This window comes from Neobacillus terrisolis (assembly GCF_051233475.1).
Taxonomy (GTDB): domain Bacteria; phylum Bacillota; class Bacilli; order Bacillales; family Cytobacillaceae; genus Bacillus_BU.
The window spans coordinates 223,971-244,839 of record NZ_JBKFGH010000008.1 but is presented as its reverse complement, the minus strand read 5'-3'; the positions used below and the strand labels follow the sequence as shown (position 1 = coordinate 244,839).

Below are 20,869 nucleotides of genomic sequence, written 5' to 3'. Positions count from 1 at the left end.
GGAAAAATGGGTATATTAGGTGCATTAGGACAGCTTTATATGTTTCTATTATTGGTTCTCCTATTTTTAGGGTTTGGTTTAGGCGGATGGGCTGTCATTAAATCAATCTTTGAACCTGCGGAACCTAAGGGGGTGAAAAAAAGCCCCAGTAAAGGCATTTAAGTAGTTTCGATAACGTGAGGAAAAGCAAATTCTTTTAATTGTATGCAAGTTGATTTGGCAAAACATGATGATTCGCAGAGAAAATCGCTCGGTTATTCCCGTGTTGTGACTTTAGCGGACATGGAATCCGCTATTTGACTCTTAAACACCTATTTTAGGACTTTAGCGGACATACATTCCGCTATTTACCCAAAATCGTATGGAAATCGCGCTTTTTTCTGTAAATAACGGAACCAGTGTCCGTTAAGCTGTTAAATCATCCCCTTTTGGCCCAAATAACGGAACTGGTGTCCGCTAATCTGCCAATCAGTAGAAAGGTTAACGCCATAATTCGTACAATCACAAAATCAACAATATTTTTTATAAAATCAAAATCATAAATAATTTGGAGGAATCGACATGACTAACGGATGGCTAAAATTAGGTGCATTTTCACTTGGAGGTTTGATTATCAGTTTTCTCATCTTAAGCTTCATTTCTACTAATAATATGAATATGCAAAACCAAATGAACATGCAAGGAAATATGAATGGAATGAATATGCAAAGTACTACGACAACTCCGATGAGCGGTATGAATATGAATAGCATGGGCAACATGAGCGGGACGAGCAGCATGAACGGTATGAGCGGACAATCAAGCGACATTCAAACTCAATTAAATCAAATGCAAATGCAGTTAAACCAAATGCAACAACAAATGCAAATGCAAAATTCCAACAGTGGCAGCATGAGTGGTGGCAGCAGTGGCGGCGGAATGAGCATGATGTAAAGCTTGATTAAATTAAAAAAGTAAACCCTCGGGTTTACTTTTTTTAAAATGAATAAATAAATGGATGTGAATTCATTGAGTAAAAAAACAATTACGATTTTATCCGTGCTTGCCTTGATCGTAACAAGCTTGTCGATTGTTGTTTATGTTAATAATCATTCAAAAAAGAATATGGATAACATGACTAGTATGGATGACAATAAACAAAATTCTAATGTACTAAGCACACACAGCTATGCTGAAAATATTGTCAGTCCAAAACCCGGTCAGCCTATTAAAAAATTCAACCTAATTGCATTAGAAGGCACCCTTGAAATAAGGAAAGGCGAATTCAAACCTATTTGGGGATATAATGGGAAAGTTCCTGGAGAGGAAATAAGAGTAACAGAAGGCGATTTTGTCGAAGTTACTTTGAAAAATATATTGCCCGACCCTGTAACGATTCATTGGCATGGTTACCCGCTTAATACGGCAATGGATGGTGTTCCCGGAATTAATCAGGATGCGATTAAGCCTGGGGAAAGCTTTACTTATAAATTTTCCGCAGATGTACCGGGTACATATTGGTACCATTCGCATCAAGAGGGTTCTACCCAAGTAGATAAGGGTTTGTACGGTGCATTAATCGTTGAACCGAAAACGGGCAAAAAGCCTGATAAGGACTTTGCTCTTATATTAGATGAGTGGACGGAAAGCAACGAAGACATGGAATCAATGGAAGGCATGCCGGGCATGGGAGATTCCAAAGAGACTTTTAAATCAGCAGAGGAAGCAAGCAAAGCTGAAGAAGAGGGCATGCGAAACATGTACAATATCTTTACAGTAAATGGGAAGTCTGGTGAACTGATTACTCCTCTAAATGTTAATCAGGGTGATGTGGTAAGACTTCGATTTATTAATGCAGGTTACCGGTCCCACACTGTACATATTCCTGGTGTCGATATAAAAATTGTCAGTACGGATGGGCAAGATATTAACGGTGCCCAATTGGTTAAGGACAAGCTAGTCACGATTTCCCCGGGCGAAAGATATGATATTGAGTTTACAGTAGCTCAAAATAACAGTTTTTATATTGATTTTCACGATAATAATAAATTCAATAATCAAATCAAGATTCCAGTATACGTAAATGGTAATCGTCAGATTTCTATTGCCGAGGAGCCTTCGGAGCTTGAACTTGTTGATTTTGCCAATTACGGTACACCATCTGAAAGTAGTTTTATTTTACAACAGGATTACGATGAAATTTACGAGATTGACTTAGGGATAAAAATAAAAGATGGTTCATTAAAATATACTTTAAATGGTAACACCTTTGATGAACTACCTACACTAAAATTAACAAAAGATGATCTTGTGCAAATTACTTATACAAATAAAAGTAATGTCGATCACCCAATGCACCTGCACGGTCACTTCTTCCAGGTGATTGCTAGGAATGGAGATGCTGTAACGGGTGCAATCATGTCAAAAGATACCCTATTAATTAAACCGGATGAGAGCTATACGATTGCCTTTAAAGCAGATAACCCTGGAAAGTGGGTTCAGCATTGCCACGAGCTGCATCATGCCGCTGGGGGAATGATGCAGAAATTAGAATATATTGATTTTAAATCAAACTATACTCCGGATCCTAATGATACATTTAATAATCCTGAGTAGGCTGGATTAGTGGAAAAGAATGGAAGAACTTGCATAAACCCCTCATAGATTTCTTTCTATGAGGGGTTTATAGTTAGAAGGTATAATCCTTAAATCGTTATACACTCTATTATGTTTCATTATTTGTTCACTTTAGCTGCTCGTTTCTTCATATCATCAACATATCTATTTACTATACTTTAGGTAATGAAATAGATTTCTAAACTTATCAACATGAAAAGGTAGTGAACGAAATGAGTAAAAGAAGGGAAAAGATCACGGTGTACGGCATGACCTGTACATCTTGCGAAAAACGTGTTGAAAGATCTTTAAATAAATTGGTTGGTTTATATAAAGTAAAAGCAAACTTTAGTGGACAATTCGCTGAAATTGAATATGAAGATGAATTATGCAGTAAAGACGAAATTAAAGATGCGATTAAAAGCGCGGGATATACGACTGAAGCCGGAAAAGATTATAAGTTTATTGGTATTTTAGTCGTCGTTGCAGCAGTCGCATTGCTCGGTATGAATACAAGTGGCTTTAATATGGAGGCCAAACTCACGAATGCCTCTTATGCTGTTTTGTTTATGGTTGGTATTCTGACTTCAATTCATTGTGTCGGCATGTGCGGCGGGATTATGCTTTCGCAAAGCTTGAAAACAGAAGGCAAAAACAAATTTGAAGCAATGAAGCCAGCGCTCCTTTATAATCTGGGAAGAGTTGTCTCCTACACGATTTTAGGTGGTATTGTCGGGGCAATCGGTTCAGTATTTTCCCTTTCCCTGACAGCTCAGGCGGGTATGCAAATCTTTGCCGGTGTTTTCATGATTATGATGGGCTTTAATATGGCAGGGTTTAGTGCTTTTAGAAAGTTTCAAATTAAATTGCCAGCTTCTGTTTGTAAGCTCCAGGCTAAGCCTAGAACACCATTGCTAGTAGGATTTCTAAACGGATTAATGCCTTGTGGACCTTTGCAAACAATGCAAATCTTTGCTTTAGGAACAGGAAGCGCCTTTGCGGGTGCATTATCGATGTTTATGTTCGCTCTTGGTACCGTTCCGCTTATGCTAACTTTTGGTGCCGTTTCGGGTTTATTAAGTAAAGGGTATACAAAGAAACTTTTGAAATATAGTGGTGTACTCATTATTGTTCTCGGACTTATTATGAGTAATAGAGGTCTAGCTCTTGCTGGTATGAATGTAAGCCCGACATCATTTTTAAAGGATCTTGGTGCATTTGGTACGGATAATGTTGCATCAGCTAATTCTATTAAAGCGACGGTTAAAGATGGTGTCCAATATGTAAATATGACAGCAAGCTATAGCGGTTATAATCCTAATGAGATTTATGTCCAGAAAGGTCTACCCGTTAAATGGGTTGTTGATGGCAAGGAGCTTTCAGGCTGTAATAACACGATTGTTATTCCAGATTTAAATATCCAACAAAAGCTTCAAAGCGGATTAAACACGATTGAATTTACTCCTGAAGATAAGGACCTTGCATTTAGCTGTTGGATGGGGATGATTCGCGGAACGATTAAGGTTGTCGATGATTTGGAGACAGTATCTGCTTCAAGCAGCGATGTTTCTGCGGATGATGCGTCAAAAGGTGCTTCCAATGCAACTGAATCTTCTGCTCCTTCAACGCCTAGCATTTACGGCGATGATATTACGAAAGTGGCAACGGACCGTTTAGTAAAAGTTGCACAAGTGGTTAATGAGAATGAGCAAACACTGGCGATCAAAGGAATTGGTTATGAGTTAGAGCCGTTGATTATGGTCGCAAAAAATGGTGTTGCAGTGAAGATGTCTTTGGACTTAACGGAATTTGATACTCCTGATGAAGAATTTACGATCGCGAACGCAGTCACGAAGGAAACCATTACGAAGTTTGATGGTCAAAAAGGGACTGTAGCTGTGGAGTTCAAAATTGATCAATCAGGAGCTTATGGAATCTATCAAGGTGAACAAATACTAGGGATTGTTGAAACAGTCGACAATTTGGATTCGGTCGATGTAGAAGAGATTAGAACTAAGTATCTTCAATAAAAGGTTATAATGAACGCTTTGATTATGGAAAAATCAAGGCGTTCATTTTTTATTTACATAAACTCTCTTAAATTCACAATATAAATGGTAGGGAATATAAAAATACCTTATAATAAAACAGATGGGGTGAAATGGAATGGAGAAACAAATTTTAGAAATCTTAATGGAACTACAAAAGGATCTAAAAGAAGTAAAAACAGACATCCATGAAGTCAAAGGAACGGTAAACAGAATTGAAGCTTCACAAGCAGAAGATGTGGTTGGAATGTTGAAAGTAACTAAAAAGAAAACGGATTTTGAAGTTGAGTATCTAAACAACAGATTAACTGAAATGGACAAACGACTTTTTAATCTTGAAAAACGAATTGAAAATTAAAGATTAAAGCACGGTAAAAACGGGTGCTTTATTTTTTTGTCTTTTTTGCTTACCTGAAAAAACAATAATAAATAAGGTATGAAACCTTATATGGATTTCATACCCTATTTGCCTTGCTATTTAGTTTAATTGCACCTTAAAAGAGAACCCGTTAAAGTTTACTTTGGGGCACTTGTTCATTATGTTTTATAGTACTTCTATTCCAACTACATCATATCCAGCATCATCTAAAGCAGCTTTAATAGCTTCGTCGCTTACTTCAGTGTTTGCTGATAGAGTAGCATAGTTTCCTTTTAAATTCACATCTACATTGGTTACGCCATCAAGTTCCGTTAATGCATTGGTAACATGTTTAATACAATGATCGCAGCTCATACCTTCGATTAATATTTTTTTGGTCATGTTTGATATCCTCCTATAGTTTGGCTTTATCTAGTTGATCTAATGTAGAGATAACTTATGATGGTACTAACCCTATATTAATGGAATATTATGTAGAACGTGTGAAGAAATAAAGAATTTCATTTTTTTGCCACAGGTTAATAAATAATTATTTTCTCAGTTAAATTTGGCTGTTGATTTACGCTGCAGGTGCTCGCTTTCCGCGGGGGAGTCCGGGAGCCTGTCTAGCTACAGCGGCTAGGGGCTCGGGGTCATAAGCCAATCCGTCAAGAAGGTCAAAGAACGACCTTCATGCCGGCTCGTCTTATGCCTGTCGCCCCTGGGCAAGCCGCTTCCGCTTTTCCTTCTCCTCGGCGCCATAGCGCCTGTGGGGTCTCCCGTGACACCTTCTCCCGCAGGAGTCTCGCACCTTCCGCTCCAATCAACAGGGTGCCAAAAATCAATCATTGTTCTTAAACATAACCTAAACATAAAAGAAATATCGTAAAGTATCCTCACTAAATCAATTATTTCTGTTTTTATCAAAGTAAATCTTAACAGTTGTTCCTTTGCCTTCAGTACTGTCTACATCTATTTTGGCATTATGAAGGTCAATAATATTTTTTACAATGGTAAGGCCGATTCCGGTACCTTCTATTTGGTTTCTGCTTTTATCACCGCGGTAGAGCCTCTCAAAGATAAACGGTAAATCCTGCTTATTGATCCCAACTCCGTTGTCCTTTACTTCTGCAACAATAGTATGATTATCTGCATAAAGATTAATAATAATCGTCCCATTTTTTGGAGTGAATTTGAGAGAATTGGACAGAAGATTGATAAACACCTGTTTAAGTTTATCTTTATCACCGGTAATAGCATAGTCCACGTCCGGCTCGATATAGTATTCTAACTTAATGCTTTTATTCTCAGCAGCCATATAAAAATCTTTACAAATATCCGTAATGAATTGATCTAAGCGGATTTTTTCATAAATAAGTTTTATACTCTCGGATTCAAATTCTTTTAACACATTTAAATTGTTAATTAAGCGGCCAAATCGGATGACTTCCTCATTTAAGTGGTTTAATCTTTCCGTCGTAACCGGAAATACCCCATCAATCATGGCTTCAAGATTATTTTGTAAAACATTTAATGGGGTTCTGATCTCATGAGAAATATCGGAAACTAATTTTTTTCGAAGCGAATCTTGGTATTTTAATTTTTCAGCTAAAATATTAATACTTTTTCTTAGATTGTCTAACTCTTCAATATTGCTTTCAGTACTGGACTTTGTGTCGAAATTTCCTTGTGATAGATTTACCGACATATTGGCCACTTCTCTAATTGGATTCGAGAACTGTTTCGAATAGTAGAGGCTTAAGATCACAGTAATAATGAGAGTAAGTGCTCCGCTGGCCACTAAACTTTTATTGATTGACGTTTTAAAGTTAACATCTTCTTCAGATAAAAGCACAGACGAGTATTGGCCAACTTCCACATAGCCAACGACTTTCCCGTCCGATTTGATTTCAAAATCCTTCGTATTATATACACCGTTTTCCTGCATAAACATGGATGATAAATGCTCTCTAGTGGTGAGCTCTTCTGGATTCATCCCCCAAACGACCTTTTTATCATCATCCTTTAGGGTTAAACAGTAATTTCCCATGTAAGCTTCGTGCATTAATTCGATTCCGGTATCATGATTCCATTTTCCATCTTTTTTATAAGCTTCTGCAAAGTAGGAAACAATTCGGTCGTATCTTTTGTCCTGAATATTTTCCATATATTGATTAAACTTATTGTTAATCGTGATATTAACAAAGATTGTTACGAGAAGGATGGAGGCAATCGAGCAGGCTACGAATAAAATACTTAATCTCTTCCGGATTGATTGCACTATATTTCACCGCCAAATTTATAGCCTACCTTCATAACTGTCACGACATATTTGGGATTCTTTGTGTCCGCTTCAATTTTCTTTCTAATATTTTTAATGTGGACATCAATGGTCCGATCATAGCCTCCAAAATCAGCCCCGAAAATTTTATCGATAAGCTGTTCGCGTGATAGTACTTTGCCTTTATTCGTCACAAGTGCGTATAATATATCGAATTCATTTGGGGTAAACGGAATTTCTAGTCCATTTACCTTTACAGATCTTTTTTCATAATCGATAAGAAGGATGCCATCATCGAAGAGATAATGGGAAGTATTCGCTTTATCATTTAACCTACGAAACAGAGCATTCACTCTTGCAGTCAGCTCGCGCGGGCTAAATGGCTTAATTAAGTATTCATCTGCGCCAATATTGAGGCCCTCAATTCGATCATTTAGAGCCCCTTTGGCGGTCAGCATGAAAATATGAACATTGGAGCTTTCTCTGATGATTTTACAAACTTCTTCGCCGCTGATGTCTGGCAGCATGAGGTCAAGGATAATTAGTTGGTATTTTTTTGATTTAAAAAGATCAATTCCAGCTAAGCCGAGCCCTGTTGAATCAACGGAATATCCCTCTTTTTCTAAATACCCTTTAATAACCTCCGATACTTTTACCTCATCTTCAATGATTAGTATGTTTTTCATTCTCTCACCTCAGTTGAAATCATCATTTTACAGGGAGCTTACGCCCAATAGGTTATCGTGTCCAGTATTCCAAGGATGATAAATAGACCTGCAGCAGTTTTTTGTATCATATTTCCGATTTTCTTGCTTTTTTTCAGCAAGGCTCCGTCAAGGCCGATATAGGTTATAATCCCTGCAAACACAAGGACGGGAACGGAGGTGCCAATGGCAAACACCGAAGGTAAGACGGCTCCATATGAGGAGGTAAGAACAATCGGCATCAAGGTAAAGAAAAATAACGCGAACATGGTTGGGCAAAACGCAATCGAAAAGCTGACACCCATTAAAAAGGAGCCAAGCTTGCCTTCTCGTTCCCTGGTTGGGATCCATTTTGTCAGAGCGCTAACCCATCTCAGCTTAATCACTCCAGCAAGCACGAGCCCGATGATAACAAATAGTGGGCCCATAAGCTTTCTAAAGATAGAAAAATAATTAGGGAGGGCATCCTGAAACTCGCGTCCAAGTATCCAGACCGCCATTCCTAATACGGAAAAGACGACAATTTTTCCTAGTACGAAAAAGCCAATTTCGATCCATTGACTTCTTGTTTGCAGGCTTCGGTTGCCATAAAAGGTAATCGCGCCAATATTCCCGGTTAATTGGCATGGTGCCAGGGCTCCGATTAGGCCTAACACAATGCTTGCCAAAAAGGGAAATTGTTTTGTCTCGTTTATAATGTTCAAGAAAGGACTGCTCAGAAGTTGGCTGATATCTGATAGGATTTGATACATAATGTTCCTCCGCATAGTTTGTCCATTTTATTATACTAGGATTATATGATGAAATTATGTAGATGGGACGATCCATCCAGTTCTAGTTAACTGCTTTACTTTTTTTAAAAAAATATAGAAAAAGGATAGATTTTGACATTCATCAAAATGTCATGAATCCATCCTTCATAGTTCTAATGTTTGGTAGTTTACAGCTTTAGCAGATCATTCTGGTACTGGTGTAGGTGTTGGCGTACCATATGATTCATATTTTTTAGTTATCACACTGTTGATTTCCTTTAAGTCTTTGCCATCATTATACATTTTAGTCGCCTCACGGGCGATCACGACACAGATGTCTCAGGAAACTCCCATTGCGTCCCATTCCGTAACGGCTTTGTTTGAGTCCATGCCATCAACGAAACAGTCAAGATTGCTAATATGTCCATCAATCTCATAACATCCGCAATAGCATGGCACAGATGCCAATGCCTCAGGATATTGTGCTGCCATGATATAAGCTTCTTTAACCTCTGCCTTGGCATTCTGCACATAATCCGGAAGCTCTTTATGTTTTGAATCTAAAGAAAGATCTTCTTTAGAGCCGCAGCCTGCTAGTAGAAATCCCATAATTAGGGCAACAGTCAAGGCGATGAGTTTTGACTTTTTCATCTAGTCTCCCCCAATCTTAGTAGTAAAGTAATCGTTTTTATTATAACAAGATAACTACATTAGAAAAGGTGCAAATTGGTACGGTTTCATGAATAATTAATTCAAGGAATCTTATCCTTAACGCATATATCCAGTAAGTCCATTTGAACCAATTCAAACCTCCATATTTGACCATAACTGTAAAATTTGAAGAAACTATGGATTTTTGAAAAATAATATTAAATTCTTTTTTTTAGTGAAAATCAAACGATCGGTTTTCTCCATAGTTTCTTGAAAATTTCCGCTTATAATTTATGTAATTGAGGTATATATGGTAGGTTTATCTAAAAGGTAATGAAATTACTATTATACAGGAGTATCGGAATGAAATTTACTCAAAGAATCAATCGTGTATCTTTGAAGCTTGGCCTGTTATTCAGTTCTGTATTTCTCGCGTTGATCTTCATTTTGGAAATGGTTTTATACGGGGTGTTTACGAACATCTTTGTTGATTATGTGACACAGGATCTCCTTGCTAGGGGAAACAACCATGCCAAAATATTGGAGGCAAACTATAATCAGAGTACGATTGACCATGTAGTTACAATGGAAAAAGGTTCAAGAACCGCTGTTCTTATAACCGATGCAAAAAATCAAATAATTGCTTCCTCGGTGAAGCCTGATCAAGATATGAAAAGTCATATTCTTGAAAATGGGACAGTTAAAAAAAATGAGGTCATCGAGAAGGATTGGAATGAGCATGATTACTTAATCGCTGTTATATCAATTGGGAAAAATAATGGACATTTATATATGTATTATCCATCAAAGATCATTAAAGAAATTGTCCTGGTGTTAAAAATATTAATCTTCTTTACCTTTATCGGAACAATCTTGTTGTCATTTGGTCTGATCGGCATCCTCTCTCAGAAGCTAACGAGACCGCTTTTAATTATGAAGGATGCAACGAAAAGAATGGCAAAAGGGGAGTATGAGCAAACCATCTTAATTAAAGGTAATGACGAAGTAGCTCAACTGGCCAAATCGATCCAAAGCTTAGGGGAACAGCTCCAGGAATATGAGGATACGAGAAACGATTTTCTTGCGGATGTTTCACATGAGCTCCGAACCCCATTGACCTATATTAAGGGATACAGCGATATCGTTAGTAAGGGAATGTATAAGACTTCAGAAGAACAGGCTGAATATATTTCAATTATTAATAAAGAAGCCAACCGGCTCTCCTTTCTTCTTAATGATTTATTTGAAATGAGTAAGCTCCAGGTTGGAAAATTTGAGTTAAAGAGGGAAAAGGCTGACGTTCATATAATCATTGAAAAAGTGATTAACAATCTTATTCCAGCCGCGCTGGAGAAGGGAATTGTGATTAAGGACGAAACAGCAATTCATTTACCAGAAATGTATATGGATGTTCAGAGAATGGAACAAGTGTTTTATAATCTGATCGAAAATGCGATTAAATATACTGATAAAGGAGAAATCACGGTTAAATCTTATCAGCAAAAAGAAATGATCGTTATTGAAATAAAAGACACGGGTATTGGAATACCAAGTCAAGATATCCCTAAAATTTGGGACCGTTTTTATCGAGTGGATAAATCAAGAACTCGAAAGACAGGAGGAAGTGGTCTCGGCCTTTTTTTAGTCAAACAGATTGTTGAAGGCCATGGAGGTAGAATTTTTGTCAACAGTGTAGAAGATGTTGGTTCTATTTTTTCCATTTATTTAAAGAGCAACTAATAGAGTTCGCTGTTAAGGAGTTGATTAAAAATGAAGAGAATCTTAATTGTTGATGATGAAATCGAAATGCGGAAATTAGTAGGCATTTACCTTAATGAAAATTTTGCTACAGAAGAAGCAGGGGACGGAGAAGAAGCATTCCAAAAGGTTCGTCATTCAGAGTTTGACCTTATAATTCTTGACGTCATGATGCCTATAATGGATGGTTGGGAGACTCTCAAAAAAATAAGGGAAGTTTCTAATGTTCCCATCATCATGCTGACAGCTAAAGGGACTGTTCAAGATAAAGTAACGGGCTTATCAAGTGGAGCTGATGACTATTTAGTAAAACCATTTGATGGGGCAGAGCTGATCGTGAGGGTCCAGGCTTTATTAAGAAGAGCAAATCTTAATAACAAAGAGGATGATATCCTGAAATATAAAGGAATTGGAATCGACAAAGCCGCCAGGGTAGTAAAATACCAAGATCAACCCATTAACCTCACACAAACAGAATTTGATATTCTTGAATCTCTTATTCATAACAAAGGAAAAGTGCTAACTAGAGAACAACTAGTTGAAATTGTCTGGGGACTTGAATTTCAAGGGGAGGATCGCACCGTCGATTCTCATATAAAAAATCTCCGGGAAAAGTTAAAATCAGCTGGAATAGACAAATCGTTTATTAAAACAGTCTGGGGAATCGGATATAAAGTGGAGTAAGGTGAACGCCATGAAGGGCATTTTGTCAAAAATCTTATCAATATTTTTTATTTTTCTTGGAATTGGATTTTTAATATTCGTTCTAAGAATGGTTTGGTTCCCGCCAAGTTCGATGGGCATGATGATGGGAAAAGAGATGATGCTTCATCATGTGTTTTTTATGTTTATTCAAATCTTTTTATTTACGATTGTTTTTTTGGGGATTTATGGAGTCGTTTGGTTGATTAAAACAAAGAGAACTAAATAATCTCTTACTTTTGTCCTTGAGAGGTTTCTCAAGGACATTTTTATGAGTTCGGGAGTAGGATTTGTCCTTGAGAGGGTAGCTCAAGGACATTTTTATGAGTTTAGGAGTAGGATTTGTCCTTGAGAGGGTAGCTCAAGGACATTTTTATGAGTTTAGGAAGAACTTTTGTCCTTGAGAGTGTTGCTTAAGGACATTTTTACGAGTTTAGGATGAACTTTTGTCCTTGAGAGGGTTGCTTAAGGACATTTTTACGTGCTGGAGATGAACTTTTGTCCTTGAGAGGGTTGTTCAAGGACATTTTTACGAGTTTAGGAAGAACTTTTGTCCTTGAGAGGGTTGCTCAAGGACAATTTCACGAGTTTAGGATGAACTTTTGTCCTTGAGGGGCATGCTCAAGGACATTTTTACGAGTTTAGGAAGAACTTTTGTCCTTGAGAGGGTCGCTCAAGGACATTTTCAAGAGTTTAGGATGAGTTTTTGTCCTTGAGAGTGTTGCTCAAGGACATTTTTACGAGTTCAGGAGTAGGATTTGTCCTTGAGAGGCTTGTTCAAGGACATTTTCACGGGTACAGGAGTAGCATTTGTCCTTGAGAGTGTTGCTCAAGGACATTTTTATGAGTTCAGGAGTAGGATTTTTCCTTGAGAGGGTTGCTCAAGGACATTTTTACGAGTTTAGGAAGAACTTTTGTCCTTGAGAGTGTTGCTCAAGGACATTTTCACGAGTTAAGGATGGACTTTTGTCCTTAATAGCCCTCCTCAAGGACATTCCAAGGACACAATGACATTCCAAAAAATAAAAGAGGTATGCTCAACATTCCGCATACCTGTTTTATTTTTACTTCTGATGAGAACTGATAAGTTTTATTCAGGTTTATTGTTTGCATCCGGATCAGGTGTAAAGCTTTGTTGGAATCCTTTGTATTTAATAAGATCCACCATACCGCCTGTCGCGTGGTGTAAATCATGACAATGGAACAGCCAATTTCCTGGATTATCAGCTTCAAACGCGACAACATATTCATCGCCTGGTTTTAAATTAATGGTATCTTTAATAATGGGTGATCCTTCGACCGTTTTTCCATTTTTACTTAATACTTGGAAAGAGTGTCCGTGCAGATGCATCGGGTGATCAACACCTTTTGGTGAATTATTGACTAATTTCACCTTTACCAAGTCACCTTTTTCTACATTAAGTCCATCGATATCCGGGAACGATTTTCCGTTGATTGTCCAGACGTTCTTATCATTATTGCCATTAAGATTCATCGTGTACTCAACGTCATAATTCTGATCCAAAGTGAACTTTCCTGCTTCGGAACGGCCATAATTATTAAAAGTGAATAAAGGTAAATTCTTGTTTTGATCAGATTTATCTTTTGAATCTGAATTTCCTTCATATTGAATGATCGCTTTCATTCCAGCTGTACCTCCTGCATCTCCGTGTTCTTCAAGGTACCATTTGCCAGGATTATCTGCTAAAAACTCGATATCGTAACGTTCACCTGGAGCAATGGCGATTAATTGATCTTTGATTTCCTGTGGTTCACTTAGTTCTTGTCCATCAATCGCTACCACTTTAAATTTATGCCCGTGAAGGTGAATGTTGTGAGATACATAGCCAATATTCGCCAACCGAATTCGAACTTTTTCTCCTTCTTTCACTTTTAATGGTTCAATTGAGTCCCCACTTTTCCCGTTCATGGTAAAAATATCGTATACGGACATGTCATGTCCCATGCCGTTTCCATCATGTTCGTTTGAACTGGCTCCGTGTTCTCCGCTCATCTCGCCGTGATTCATATGACCATTTTCGTTCGTTGACATTTCCATATTTGATTCTTCAGGATTGCTGATCCATTCATCTAGCATTAGAGTATAATCGCGGTCATATGTTTTTTCTTTTGGCTCAACAATAAAAGATCCATAGAGTCCCATATCAAGCTGATTTACCGCATTTTGGTGGGTGTGATACATATAGGTACCTGGTACCATTGGAGTAAATTCATATGTGAATGTTTCACCTGGTTGAACCGCATTCTGTGTTACACCTGGTATTCCGTCCATGTCGTTTTGTACATGAATGCCATGCCAGTGAATAGCGACTGGTTCAGATAATTCATTTTTCAACTTTATTTTAACGGTTTCTCCTTCGGTGACACGGATTTGTGTGCCAGGAACAGAACCGTTGAAAGTCCATGCATCTACCGTTACCTCACTGTTTAATTTTAGAATGGCCTCTTTAGCAACAAGGTCAATTACATTTCCATCTGATTTTGCCACACTTGTTTCAACAGCTTCTATCTTGTTTTTCTCCCCATTTTCTTCTGATTTATCGTTTTCGCTTTGATTTGAGGAACAGGCAGCCAGAGTGAGAGCAATAGTAGTAAATAATAGAGCAAATTTTAGCTTCATTACAATACCTCCCAAAGTTTTCTACAAGACCGATAATAAATGTCAAATTTGTAGAAAGTGTGAATTTCGTTATCAACTAATAAAAAATCAACGATAAACATCACATCGCTTCAGTGGCGCCTAAAAAAAAGATAATTTTCACACAAAATACAAATTCACATAAGAAAAATGGCATTAACCGACAGGAAGGTCCACCATTCTTCAATAAACGAAATTGTCAGTTGTAGACATAGTTGATAGAATTGAAGGATAAGTTAAAATATTTTGAAAATTATTTCGGGGGGGGAATTGAAAATGAATTTTGCGGCGATCGACATGGGGAATTCTCTTTTTCAAGCGATTATAAATGGTCGTGAGTACTTTATGCCCAATGCTTTGGCACGGTGCACCGTAGATCGAGTAGAGTATTATGACTCAGCACAGCAGGACTTTATTGAGAATCTAATCGTAGAAATTAATAGCAATGCAGTATTACAGGGTCAGCATCAGTACTTTGTAGGATTTTCGGCGACAGAGAAAGAGAATGTGTCAAGTGTTGCAAAAAACAATCAAAAAGCTTCCTCGGATCGCTCGATTATTCTGCTATTAACAATGCTGGCATATAATGCAGTCCAAGAAAATAAAGGGGATACAACGATTAAACAACAATATGATGTTGTGGCAACGGCACTTCCAACTCGACAGGTACGACGAGATCGCGAGGAGTTAAAAAAGAAACTGCAGGGGGAGCATACCGTAACGTTCCATTATGTGCCAGGTGGAAGCAATATCACCGTACAAATTAATATAACAAATGTGTTGGTAGGAATTGAAGGTTCAACCGCTTATGTTGCACTTATTCGAGATGAGAATACATTAAAAATTAAAGATGAAAACCTCATGCGAGAAACGATTTTAATTGCCGATATGGGCGGTGATAGTACCGACTTTGTAGGAATTCGAAACAATAAAATTGTCGATGGAATTGAAGGAGAAATATTTGGAGTAAATACGTATCTTGATCGGATCATTCAAGATGTAGAAAATCGGACAGGCTATCGATTTCCATCCAGGTACAGCTTGGAGAAAAGGATCGCGCGAGGACCTTCGCACTGGAAAGTTGTTATTGATCAAGAAGATGTCAATATCACCAATTGCATTGAACCGCATCTCATCGAAATGAGTGAAAAGTTTTTAGATCTAATAGATCAAAAGCGGAAACATGTTGCCCTTCAAGAAGCAAAGCATTATTTTTGCATCGGCGGTCCTGTAAAAGTTGCTAAGAATTACATCGAAGCAGAGAATCAAAAACGGACAAAGCCGATGAAATTAAGCTTCCCTGAGCATCTTGAACGGTTAAATGTTCTTGGGTTGTGGATTCTGGCACAAGCACAAGGCATAAGAATTTTGCAAAAAGAAGTCGCCAGTGCGAAACAAGTGTGAGTTGTATGTCGATGCAATCAAAGGAAAATGGTGACGAAAAACGAACACTGACAATCTTTACGATACCAGAGAAATTTGTTCATATTGAAACAGGCAAGTTCCAAAAAGTCACTCCCGAAATGTTTCGTTTTTTTCAAGAGCATCAGGAGCAAAATAACATAGTCGAAGCGTTAATGACTGTCGTTTTCCATCATGTTCATGGAGACCGTTATCCAGTAAATTTAGATCGGTTAGAGATGAAAATGGAGGAAGTTCTACAACTTTTAAAAGATAAAAATTATTATGTTCCGGCACAGGTGCAGGCAGCGAGCGCACTGGAGGATTTGCCAGATCAACTGGATGACCTTCTTGATGAGTTCGCAGGATAGTCTATTTATAAAAATTTATGAAAGATCACCCAAGCAGTTTGTTACTTGGATGATCTTTTTTTTGTTTAAATCAACTGTTCAAAATTGCACAGCTATATGTAAAGATTTACACAAATCCTTTGGGGATGTTGAGCAGAATTAAATAAGTGTTAAGGGTATAATGGCACCATTTTTACAAAAATAATCATAATAAAGTCGATGGTAATAATTAATGGCATGAAAATTGCATAAAAATAAAGTGTGTTGTGAAAAAGTAGAGTCGAGAAAGGAGTGAATAGTAAATGTTTTATATAACAAAATACATGATCAAACAGTATTTAAAATTTACAGTACTCCACCATCTACCAGGCAGACTAACATTGAAATTATCTGATAAAGTAAAAGTTCCAGAGAAGTATAAAGTATATGATCAATATATTCTTAAAGGAATGAAGCTTTTACATGGCATAGAGAATGTTCGATTTAATTATGAGTTAGCAACAATCTTTATAACCTACGATATAAATCTCGTGAATGAAGAGAAGATTTTAACATGGACAAATAAAGTGATTGAAGTGGTATTAAATCATTATGAGTTAATTAAAAATCATGGGAAAGATAATGTAGACATGGTGATTAATAAAATCGAACAACAGTTAAAAGAAGAATTGAAAATACTTTAATGAAGGTGGGAGGGAAAGGATCTTTTTAAAGAGATCTCCTATGTTAAAGGACCGATTAATAGCAAACTAAGAAAAGCAGAAGATTACCATAGAAAAGGTGACTCTGCTTTTTTAAATTCATGGAAAGAGTGGATTGCGATGATGTCCTCAATTTCAAGGGAACGATTTTACAAATTGGCAGATCAATACCTTCCTTTAATAGATGGAAATGGAACAATTCAATCTTATAAAGACTATTATTCTCATAAATTCCAAAACCTTGAGAAGGATGAATTTGTGGTTCCAGTTCTCGGAGTTCAAGGAACAGGGAAAAGCAGTTTTCTAAATGCCTTATTAATGGAGGATATTGTCCTTCCAGTTGATGTAGATGAAACAACCTGTATCCCAGTTGAAATACGGTACAGTGAATCCAATACTAGAGAAATAGAAGTTTATTTTAATGATAAGTCAGAGCCATTGTCTATTCATGAAGCATCAGAGCTAGAGCTATTTGTCCACAATGCCTACAATTATAGTAATAAGAAGAATGTGTCCCACGTTGTTATTTATAAAAATAACGAGATATTAAAGAATGGTGTCGTTTTTGTAGATTTACCAGGTGTGTTTAGTCTGAATGAAAAAAATACGAAGACAACAATGAGCTATATTGAAAACCTTTCAGCAGCAATTTTCCTCCTTAGAACAGTTCCGCCAATAACAAATAGTGAAAAAGTGTTTTTAAGTACGGTTTGGCCAAAGTTAACAAAAGCGTGGTTTATTCAAAATCAATGGAACGACGAAAGTAAAAGGGAAGTGCTGGAAGGACTAAAGCATAATAAGCAAGTGTTACAGGAAATTGCGATAAAACATCATACAAACGAGGAAATCAATATTCAAATAGTCAATGTTTATCAAGCTTTAACGGGTCGAATGCAAGATCGAAAAGACCTTATTAACGAATCGGGATTAGAGATCGTCGAAAATTCCCTTTTGAAAATAACGGCAGATTGGAAGAAAGAATTATCTGAGCAACTTTTTGAAGACTTGAAGCTGCTACTTTTTCGCTTAAAAGAGAAGTTACAAGAAAAATTAGTAGAAGTTCGACTTGATGAAGGAGAGTTACATAAGAAATATCAGGAACAGGAAAATATTTATGACAATTTGCTGGCGGATCACCTTGAAAAAACATCGATAATGAACAAAATGCTTCAACAGTACGAGCACGATATGTGTCAATTTGCTGATCAACAAAGTAGAATTCAGGAAAAAAAGTTACGAATGAAAATGAAGCATATAACCGGTAACAAAGTGGTAGATGGAGAACGATTAACGATCGCTTTTTACGAGATTCAACGAGAATTAGCTTCAGAGTTTCTCGAAGAGTTGAACTTGAAGTTTCGAGAGATGAAACAGCAATTAGAAGGAAGCCTTGGAGAACTTAAATTTATTGATATGGACGGTTCGATTTTAGACTTTGTAATGATTCAAAAAAAAGAGGCATTTAAGTTTGAGAAAGGCCTTGTACCCGCGATTACGATTGGTGGGACTCTCTATGGAATTGCGTTAGGGTCACAAGTTGGTATTTTTTTTGGCGGCCCGATTGGGACGATCATCGGAGGAATTGTAGGCTTAAGTCTATCACTCTTATCTGGTTGGTTTGGTAAGGAGACAATGGAATATGCGCAAAAAGAGCGGGGCAAGGCAAGTATGCACGATTTAGAGTCGCCCATTCAAGCTTTTCAGAAAAGATTAAACCTGTCCATTAAACAACAAATCAATATGTTTAAAAATCAAATTCAACACTCCTTAGTACTATTTATCGAAAATCAAGAAAGAGAAATAGCATTCAAGAGAGAAGAGAATAGGATAGAAGTTGATTTATCTAAAGTAGAACTGGAGAAGAGGCGGTGCCAATTAGAGGAGGACATCGGCTTCTTAGTTTCCTTGGAGGTGAATTTGTAAATGAATTCACAGCAAATTTTAGAAAACATGAAGAAGATCGAACAACTCATTCAACGTGTAAACAGAAAAGAGTTCGTAGAAGCATGTCAATATTTGCGCGAACGAATTGAGAATCCAGAAAGTTTTGTCACCCTCGTCGGGGAAACTAGCAGTGGTAAATCAAGCTTAGTCAACGGACTGTTAGGTAAGGGAATACTACCTATTGGGCCGCAGCCAACAACCGGAACGATAGTGGAAATAATGGTTGATCCTGACTTAGATGCTGAGAAATTTTATGCGGTAACAACTGAAGCAACATTAGTTCCAATAACTTTCGAACAGTTTCAAGAATTGAATTTTAACTTGCCGGAACAGTATAGTCGGTTACGGTTATCGATCCCATCTTTTCCAAATGGATTACAAGGATTACGTATATATGAAATACCAGGGTATGAGGCGATTCAAGTTAAGTATGAAGAAATCACCAAAACACTTCTTTCAAGTAGTGACATGATTGTTTACGTGGTCAATTATCGTTCAGGTGTAAATAAAAGTGATGCTGAATTTCTCGAATACATTTACGAACTATTGCCAGAAGATGTGAAGATCTATTTAGTCATCAATCGAGTACCAGGTTCTGTGACCAATCTTGATTCAAGAATAAACGAAATCTCTTGCTCTGTTAATGACCTTATTCATAGGGATGTACCGGTTTATATTGTTCCAAGTGAAATGTCAGTTTCAGAGGATGCGGAACCTTTACCAAAGGCGGAGAAGCTTTGGGAGGACATCAGAAAAGAAGTGGTTTCTCCAGAACGACAGGAAGCATTGCGAAGCAATTTCATATCATTTCAGCAGAACCTTCTTGATGAAGTTTATCGTTATTTACATCATAAAAAAATTGCAACTCTCGTTAGTGACACAGAAAGACAACAAGTTGAAGCTGCACTGAAGGAGTTCGTGGATAACAGGAACTTTATTGAAGCGAAAATAGAATCCTCGATTAATAGAATTTCACATATGATCAAAGAGCTGTTTTCTCAGAGTGCGAACACGATCGTTGAAGAAATTGAAACAGAAATCAAGATCGCCAATAAGTGGACAAGCCAGCAAGAATGTGCCGGCTTTGTAAAAGCACATCTATTGCCAAATTTAACAAAAAAACAAACTAATAAGATAAATGCGGTCATCGAAAAAGAATTTTATTTATTGAATGATGAAATTCAATCCATCTTAAATCTCGCCATAACCAACTTTGAAGATAAAGGAATCTTAGGAAGCTCAGAATATGAAAATTTTGTTGATACGATTAGAAATAAAGTGTCACCTAGTCTAAATGGACAATCCCTTCCTGGTTCCGTCAGTCGGAACGGTGGGGCAGCCGGAACCAAGGAAGTCAAAAAAGAACCGATAAAGTTTGGCGGCTTATTCAGTCATATCTTTTCAAGAGAAACTCATATTGTGTTTGTCAGGTTTTTAAGAAAACTGGGAGCAGCATCAACAAGAGCAACTACCGCCGCAGTAGTCCTTGTAGAGGCATCGTTTTATTTTTATGAAGTGGCAGTTTGGCAATCAAAGTTAGGTAAGCTGGTTAAAGAATCAGTAAAGGTATGGCAAGAAAAATCGATAGAAGCAATGGGAAAAGATTTAATTGAATTAGAATCGTATATTAACAATGAGATCCAAGCAGTCTTTAAAGCGTATGAACTTTCATTTCCTTTTGATCAGAAAAGCATGAATGTGGGTAATCTTTGTGAAATCGAAGAACAGCTAAAAATGGTCCAGGATCTATTAAATGAGCTAGGGAATACTTTTATCCGGACATAGAATCCCTTATTTTAATAAAAAACGCTATTTTGAGAATATTTGCGGACATGAAGTCCGTTATTTGTTAAAAAATCAAGCAAATGAGGGATCTTTATGCTAAATAAGGGATCGTATGTCCGATAAATAAGGGAAATCACCATTTTCGATGCAAATAACGGAATGTGTGTCCGCTCAATTTCA

General features: G+C 37.2%; 19 protein-coding genes. 13 read left to right on the top strand and 6 right to left on the bottom strand.

All coding sequences use genetic code 11. The features are described 5' to 3' along the window. The first annotated feature begins 6 nt into the window (after nucleotides 1–6). The 5 genes from ACI48O_RS06815 (at nucleotide 7) to ACI48O_RS06795 (ending at nucleotide 5,001) form a co-directional block, all read left to right on the top strand. Complete coding sequence (locus tag ACI48O_RS06815) at nucleotides 7–162, top strand: hypothetical protein (RefSeq protein ID WP_435560985.1); 156 nt, start codon at nucleotides 7–9, stop codon at nucleotides 160–162. 399 nt (nucleotides 163–561) lie between these two features. Beyond that, on the top strand, nucleotides 562–933 hold the full coding sequence (locus tag ACI48O_RS06810) for a hypothetical protein (RefSeq protein ID WP_435560984.1): 372 nt from the start codon (nucleotides 562–564) through the stop codon (nucleotides 931–933). Between the two features lie 75 nt (nucleotides 934–1,008). Next, nucleotides 1,009–2,595, top strand: coding sequence for a multicopper oxidase family protein (locus ACI48O_RS06805; RefSeq protein ID WP_435560983.1), 1,587 nt, complete (start codon nucleotides 1,009–1,011; stop codon nucleotides 2,593–2,595). 233 nt (nucleotides 2,596–2,828) lie between these two features. Further along, nucleotides 2,829–4,625 carry an urease accessory protein UreH domain-containing protein gene (locus tag ACI48O_RS06800; protein WP_435560982.1) on the top strand — a complete coding sequence of 599 codons (1,797 nt, stop codon included), beginning with the start codon at nucleotides 2,829–2,831 and terminating at the stop codon, nucleotides 4,623–4,625. 136 nt (nucleotides 4,626–4,761) lie between these two features. Continuing rightward, nucleotides 4,762–5,001, top strand: coding sequence for a hypothetical protein (locus tag ACI48O_RS06795; protein WP_435560981.1), 240 nt, complete (start codon nucleotides 4,762–4,764; stop codon nucleotides 4,999–5,001). Between the two features lie 186 nt (nucleotides 5,002–5,187). Here the strand turns inward: ACI48O_RS06795 and ACI48O_RS06790 are convergent, their stop codons facing one another. The 5 genes from ACI48O_RS06790 to ACI48O_RS06770 all read right to left on the bottom strand — a co-directional run bounded on the left by ACI48O_RS06790 (nucleotide 5,188) and on the right by ACI48O_RS06770 (nucleotide 9,389). Beyond that, nucleotides 5,188–5,403: a heavy-metal-associated domain-containing protein gene (locus ACI48O_RS06790; RefSeq protein ID WP_435560980.1), complete on the bottom strand. Its 216-nt coding sequence runs from the start codon at nucleotides 5,401–5,403 to the stop codon at nucleotides 5,188–5,190. A 502-nt stretch (nucleotides 5,404–5,905) separates the two neighbouring features. After that, a complete protein-coding gene (locus ACI48O_RS06785) occupies nucleotides 5,906–7,282 on the bottom strand; it encodes a sensor histidine kinase (RefSeq protein WP_435560979.1) in 1,377 nt (458 codons plus the stop codon). After that, a complete protein-coding gene (locus ACI48O_RS06780; RefSeq protein ID WP_435560978.1) occupies nucleotides 7,282–7,968 on the bottom strand; it encodes a response regulator transcription factor in 687 nt (228 codons plus the stop codon). Before ACI48O_RS06780 ends, ACI48O_RS06785 begins: the two co-directional genes overlap by 1 nt. A 38-nt stretch (nucleotides 7,969–8,006) precedes the next feature. Beyond that, nucleotides 8,007–8,738, bottom strand: a complete 732-nt coding sequence (locus ACI48O_RS06775) for an urease accessory protein UreH domain-containing protein (protein ID WP_435560977.1) — start codon at nucleotides 8,736–8,738, stop codon at nucleotides 8,007–8,009. Between the two features lie 204 nt (nucleotides 8,739–8,942). Further along, entirely contained in the window at nucleotides 8,943–9,389 is a 447-nt protein-coding gene (locus ACI48O_RS06770; protein ID WP_435560976.1) for a PCYCGC motif-containing (lipo)protein, read from the bottom strand. A gap of 363 nt (nucleotides 9,390–9,752) precedes the next feature. On the opposite strand from ACI48O_RS06770, the gene ACI48O_RS06765 reads away from it, so the two are divergent. The 3 genes from ACI48O_RS06765 to ACI48O_RS06755 are packed head-to-tail and all read left to right on the top strand — an operon-like array spanning nucleotide 9,753 to nucleotide 12,078. After that, nucleotides 9,753–11,129, top strand: a complete 1,377-nt coding sequence (locus ACI48O_RS06765) for a sensor histidine kinase (RefSeq protein WP_435560975.1) — start codon at nucleotides 9,753–9,755, stop codon at nucleotides 11,127–11,129. Nucleotides 11,130–11,159: 30 nt separating this feature from the next. Then, the gene (locus ACI48O_RS06760; RefSeq protein WP_435560974.1) at nucleotides 11,160–11,831 is read left to right on the top strand and encodes a response regulator transcription factor; all 672 of its coding nucleotides are present in this window, start codon (nucleotides 11,160–11,162) and stop codon (nucleotides 11,829–11,831) included. A 1-nt stretch (nucleotide 11,832) separates the two neighbouring features. Further along, nucleotides 11,833–12,078, top strand: coding sequence for a hypothetical protein (locus ACI48O_RS06755; protein ID WP_435560973.1), 246 nt, complete (start codon nucleotides 11,833–11,835; stop codon nucleotides 12,076–12,078). Between the two features lie 861 nt (nucleotides 12,079–12,939). On the opposite strand, the gene ACI48O_RS06750 is transcribed toward ACI48O_RS06755, so the two are convergent. Next, nucleotides 12,940–14,490 carry a multicopper oxidase family protein gene (locus ACI48O_RS06750; RefSeq protein ID WP_435560972.1) on the bottom strand — a complete coding sequence of 517 codons (1,551 nt, stop codon included), beginning with the start codon at nucleotides 14,488–14,490 and terminating at the stop codon, nucleotides 12,940–12,942. Between the two features lie 294 nt (nucleotides 14,491–14,784). Here ACI48O_RS06750 and ACI48O_RS06745 point away from each other — a divergent pair, with 294 nt between their 5' ends. The 5 genes from ACI48O_RS06745 to ACI48O_RS06725 all read left to right on the top strand — a co-directional run bounded on the left by ACI48O_RS06745 (nucleotide 14,785) and on the right by ACI48O_RS06725 (nucleotide 20,689). Beyond that, nucleotides 14,785–15,912 (top strand): ParM/StbA family protein, encoded by a 1,128-nt coding sequence (locus ACI48O_RS06745; RefSeq protein WP_435560971.1) that lies wholly within the window; start codon nucleotides 14,785–14,787, stop codon nucleotides 15,910–15,912. 5 nt (nucleotides 15,913–15,917) lie between these two features. After that, nucleotides 15,918–16,280 (top strand): hypothetical protein, encoded by a 363-nt coding sequence (locus ACI48O_RS06740; protein ID WP_435560970.1) that lies wholly within the window; start codon nucleotides 15,918–15,920, stop codon nucleotides 16,278–16,280. Between the two features lie 281 nt (nucleotides 16,281–16,561). Continuing rightward, on the top strand, nucleotides 16,562–16,942 hold the full coding sequence (locus tag ACI48O_RS06735; protein ID WP_435560969.1) for a hypothetical protein: 381 nt from the start codon (nucleotides 16,562–16,564) through the stop codon (nucleotides 16,940–16,942). Nucleotides 16,943–17,080: 138 nt separating this feature from the next. Further along, entirely contained in the window at nucleotides 17,081–18,883 is a 1,803-nt protein-coding gene (locus ACI48O_RS06730; protein ID WP_435560968.1) for a dynamin family protein, read from the top strand. Continuing rightward, the gene (locus tag ACI48O_RS06725) at nucleotides 18,884–20,689 is read left to right on the top strand and encodes a dynamin family protein (protein WP_435560967.1); all 1,806 of its coding nucleotides are present in this window, start codon (nucleotides 18,884–18,886) and stop codon (nucleotides 20,687–20,689) included. Nucleotides 20,690–20,869: the final 180 nt, after the last annotated feature.

Coding starts and splice junctions, on each gene's coding strand:
- ACI48O_RS06760 (WP_435560974.1), top strand. CDS start 11,160: ATGAAGAGAATCTTAATTGTTGATGATGAAATCGAAATGCGGAAATTA.
- ACI48O_RS06775 (WP_435560977.1), bottom strand. CDS start 8,738: ATGTATCAAATCCTATCAGATATCAGCCAACTTCTGAGCAGTCCTTTC.
- ACI48O_RS06725 (WP_435560967.1), top strand. CDS start 18,884: ATGAATTCACAGCAAATTTTAGAAAACATGAAGAAGATCGAACAACTC.
- ACI48O_RS06745 (WP_435560971.1), top strand. CDS start 14,785: ATGAATTTTGCGGCGATCGACATGGGGAATTCTCTTTTTCAAGCGATT.
- ACI48O_RS06790 (WP_435560980.1), bottom strand. CDS start 5,403: ATGACCAAAAAAATATTAATCGAAGGTATGAGCTGCGATCATTGTATT.
- ACI48O_RS06795 (WP_435560981.1), top strand. CDS start 4,762: ATGGAGAAACAAATTTTAGAAATCTTAATGGAACTACAAAAGGATCTA.
- ACI48O_RS06800 (WP_435560982.1), top strand. CDS start 2,829: ATGAGTAAAAGAAGGGAAAAGATCACGGTGTACGGCATGACCTGTACA.
- ACI48O_RS06730 (WP_435560968.1), top strand. CDS start 17,081: ATGATGTCCTCAATTTCAAGGGAACGATTTTACAAATTGGCAGATCAA.
- ACI48O_RS06810 (WP_435560984.1), top strand. CDS start 562: ATGACTAACGGATGGCTAAAATTAGGTGCATTTTCACTTGGAGGTTTG.
- ACI48O_RS06780 (WP_435560978.1), bottom strand. CDS start 7,968: ATGAAAAACATACTAATCATTGAAGATGAGGTAAAAGTATCGGAGGTT.
- ACI48O_RS06750 (WP_435560972.1), bottom strand. CDS start 14,490: ATGAAGCTAAAATTTGCTCTATTATTTACTACTATTGCTCTCACTCTG.
- ACI48O_RS06765 (WP_435560975.1), top strand. CDS start 9,753: ATGAAATTTACTCAAAGAATCAATCGTGTATCTTTGAAGCTTGGCCTG.
- ACI48O_RS06815 (WP_435560985.1), top strand. CDS start 7: ATGGGTATATTAGGTGCATTAGGACAGCTTTATATGTTTCTATTATTG.
- ACI48O_RS06740 (WP_435560970.1), top strand. CDS start 15,918: ATGTCGATGCAATCAAAGGAAAATGGTGACGAAAAACGAACACTGACA.
- ACI48O_RS06735 (WP_435560969.1), top strand. CDS start 16,562: ATGTTTTATATAACAAAATACATGATCAAACAGTATTTAAAATTTACA.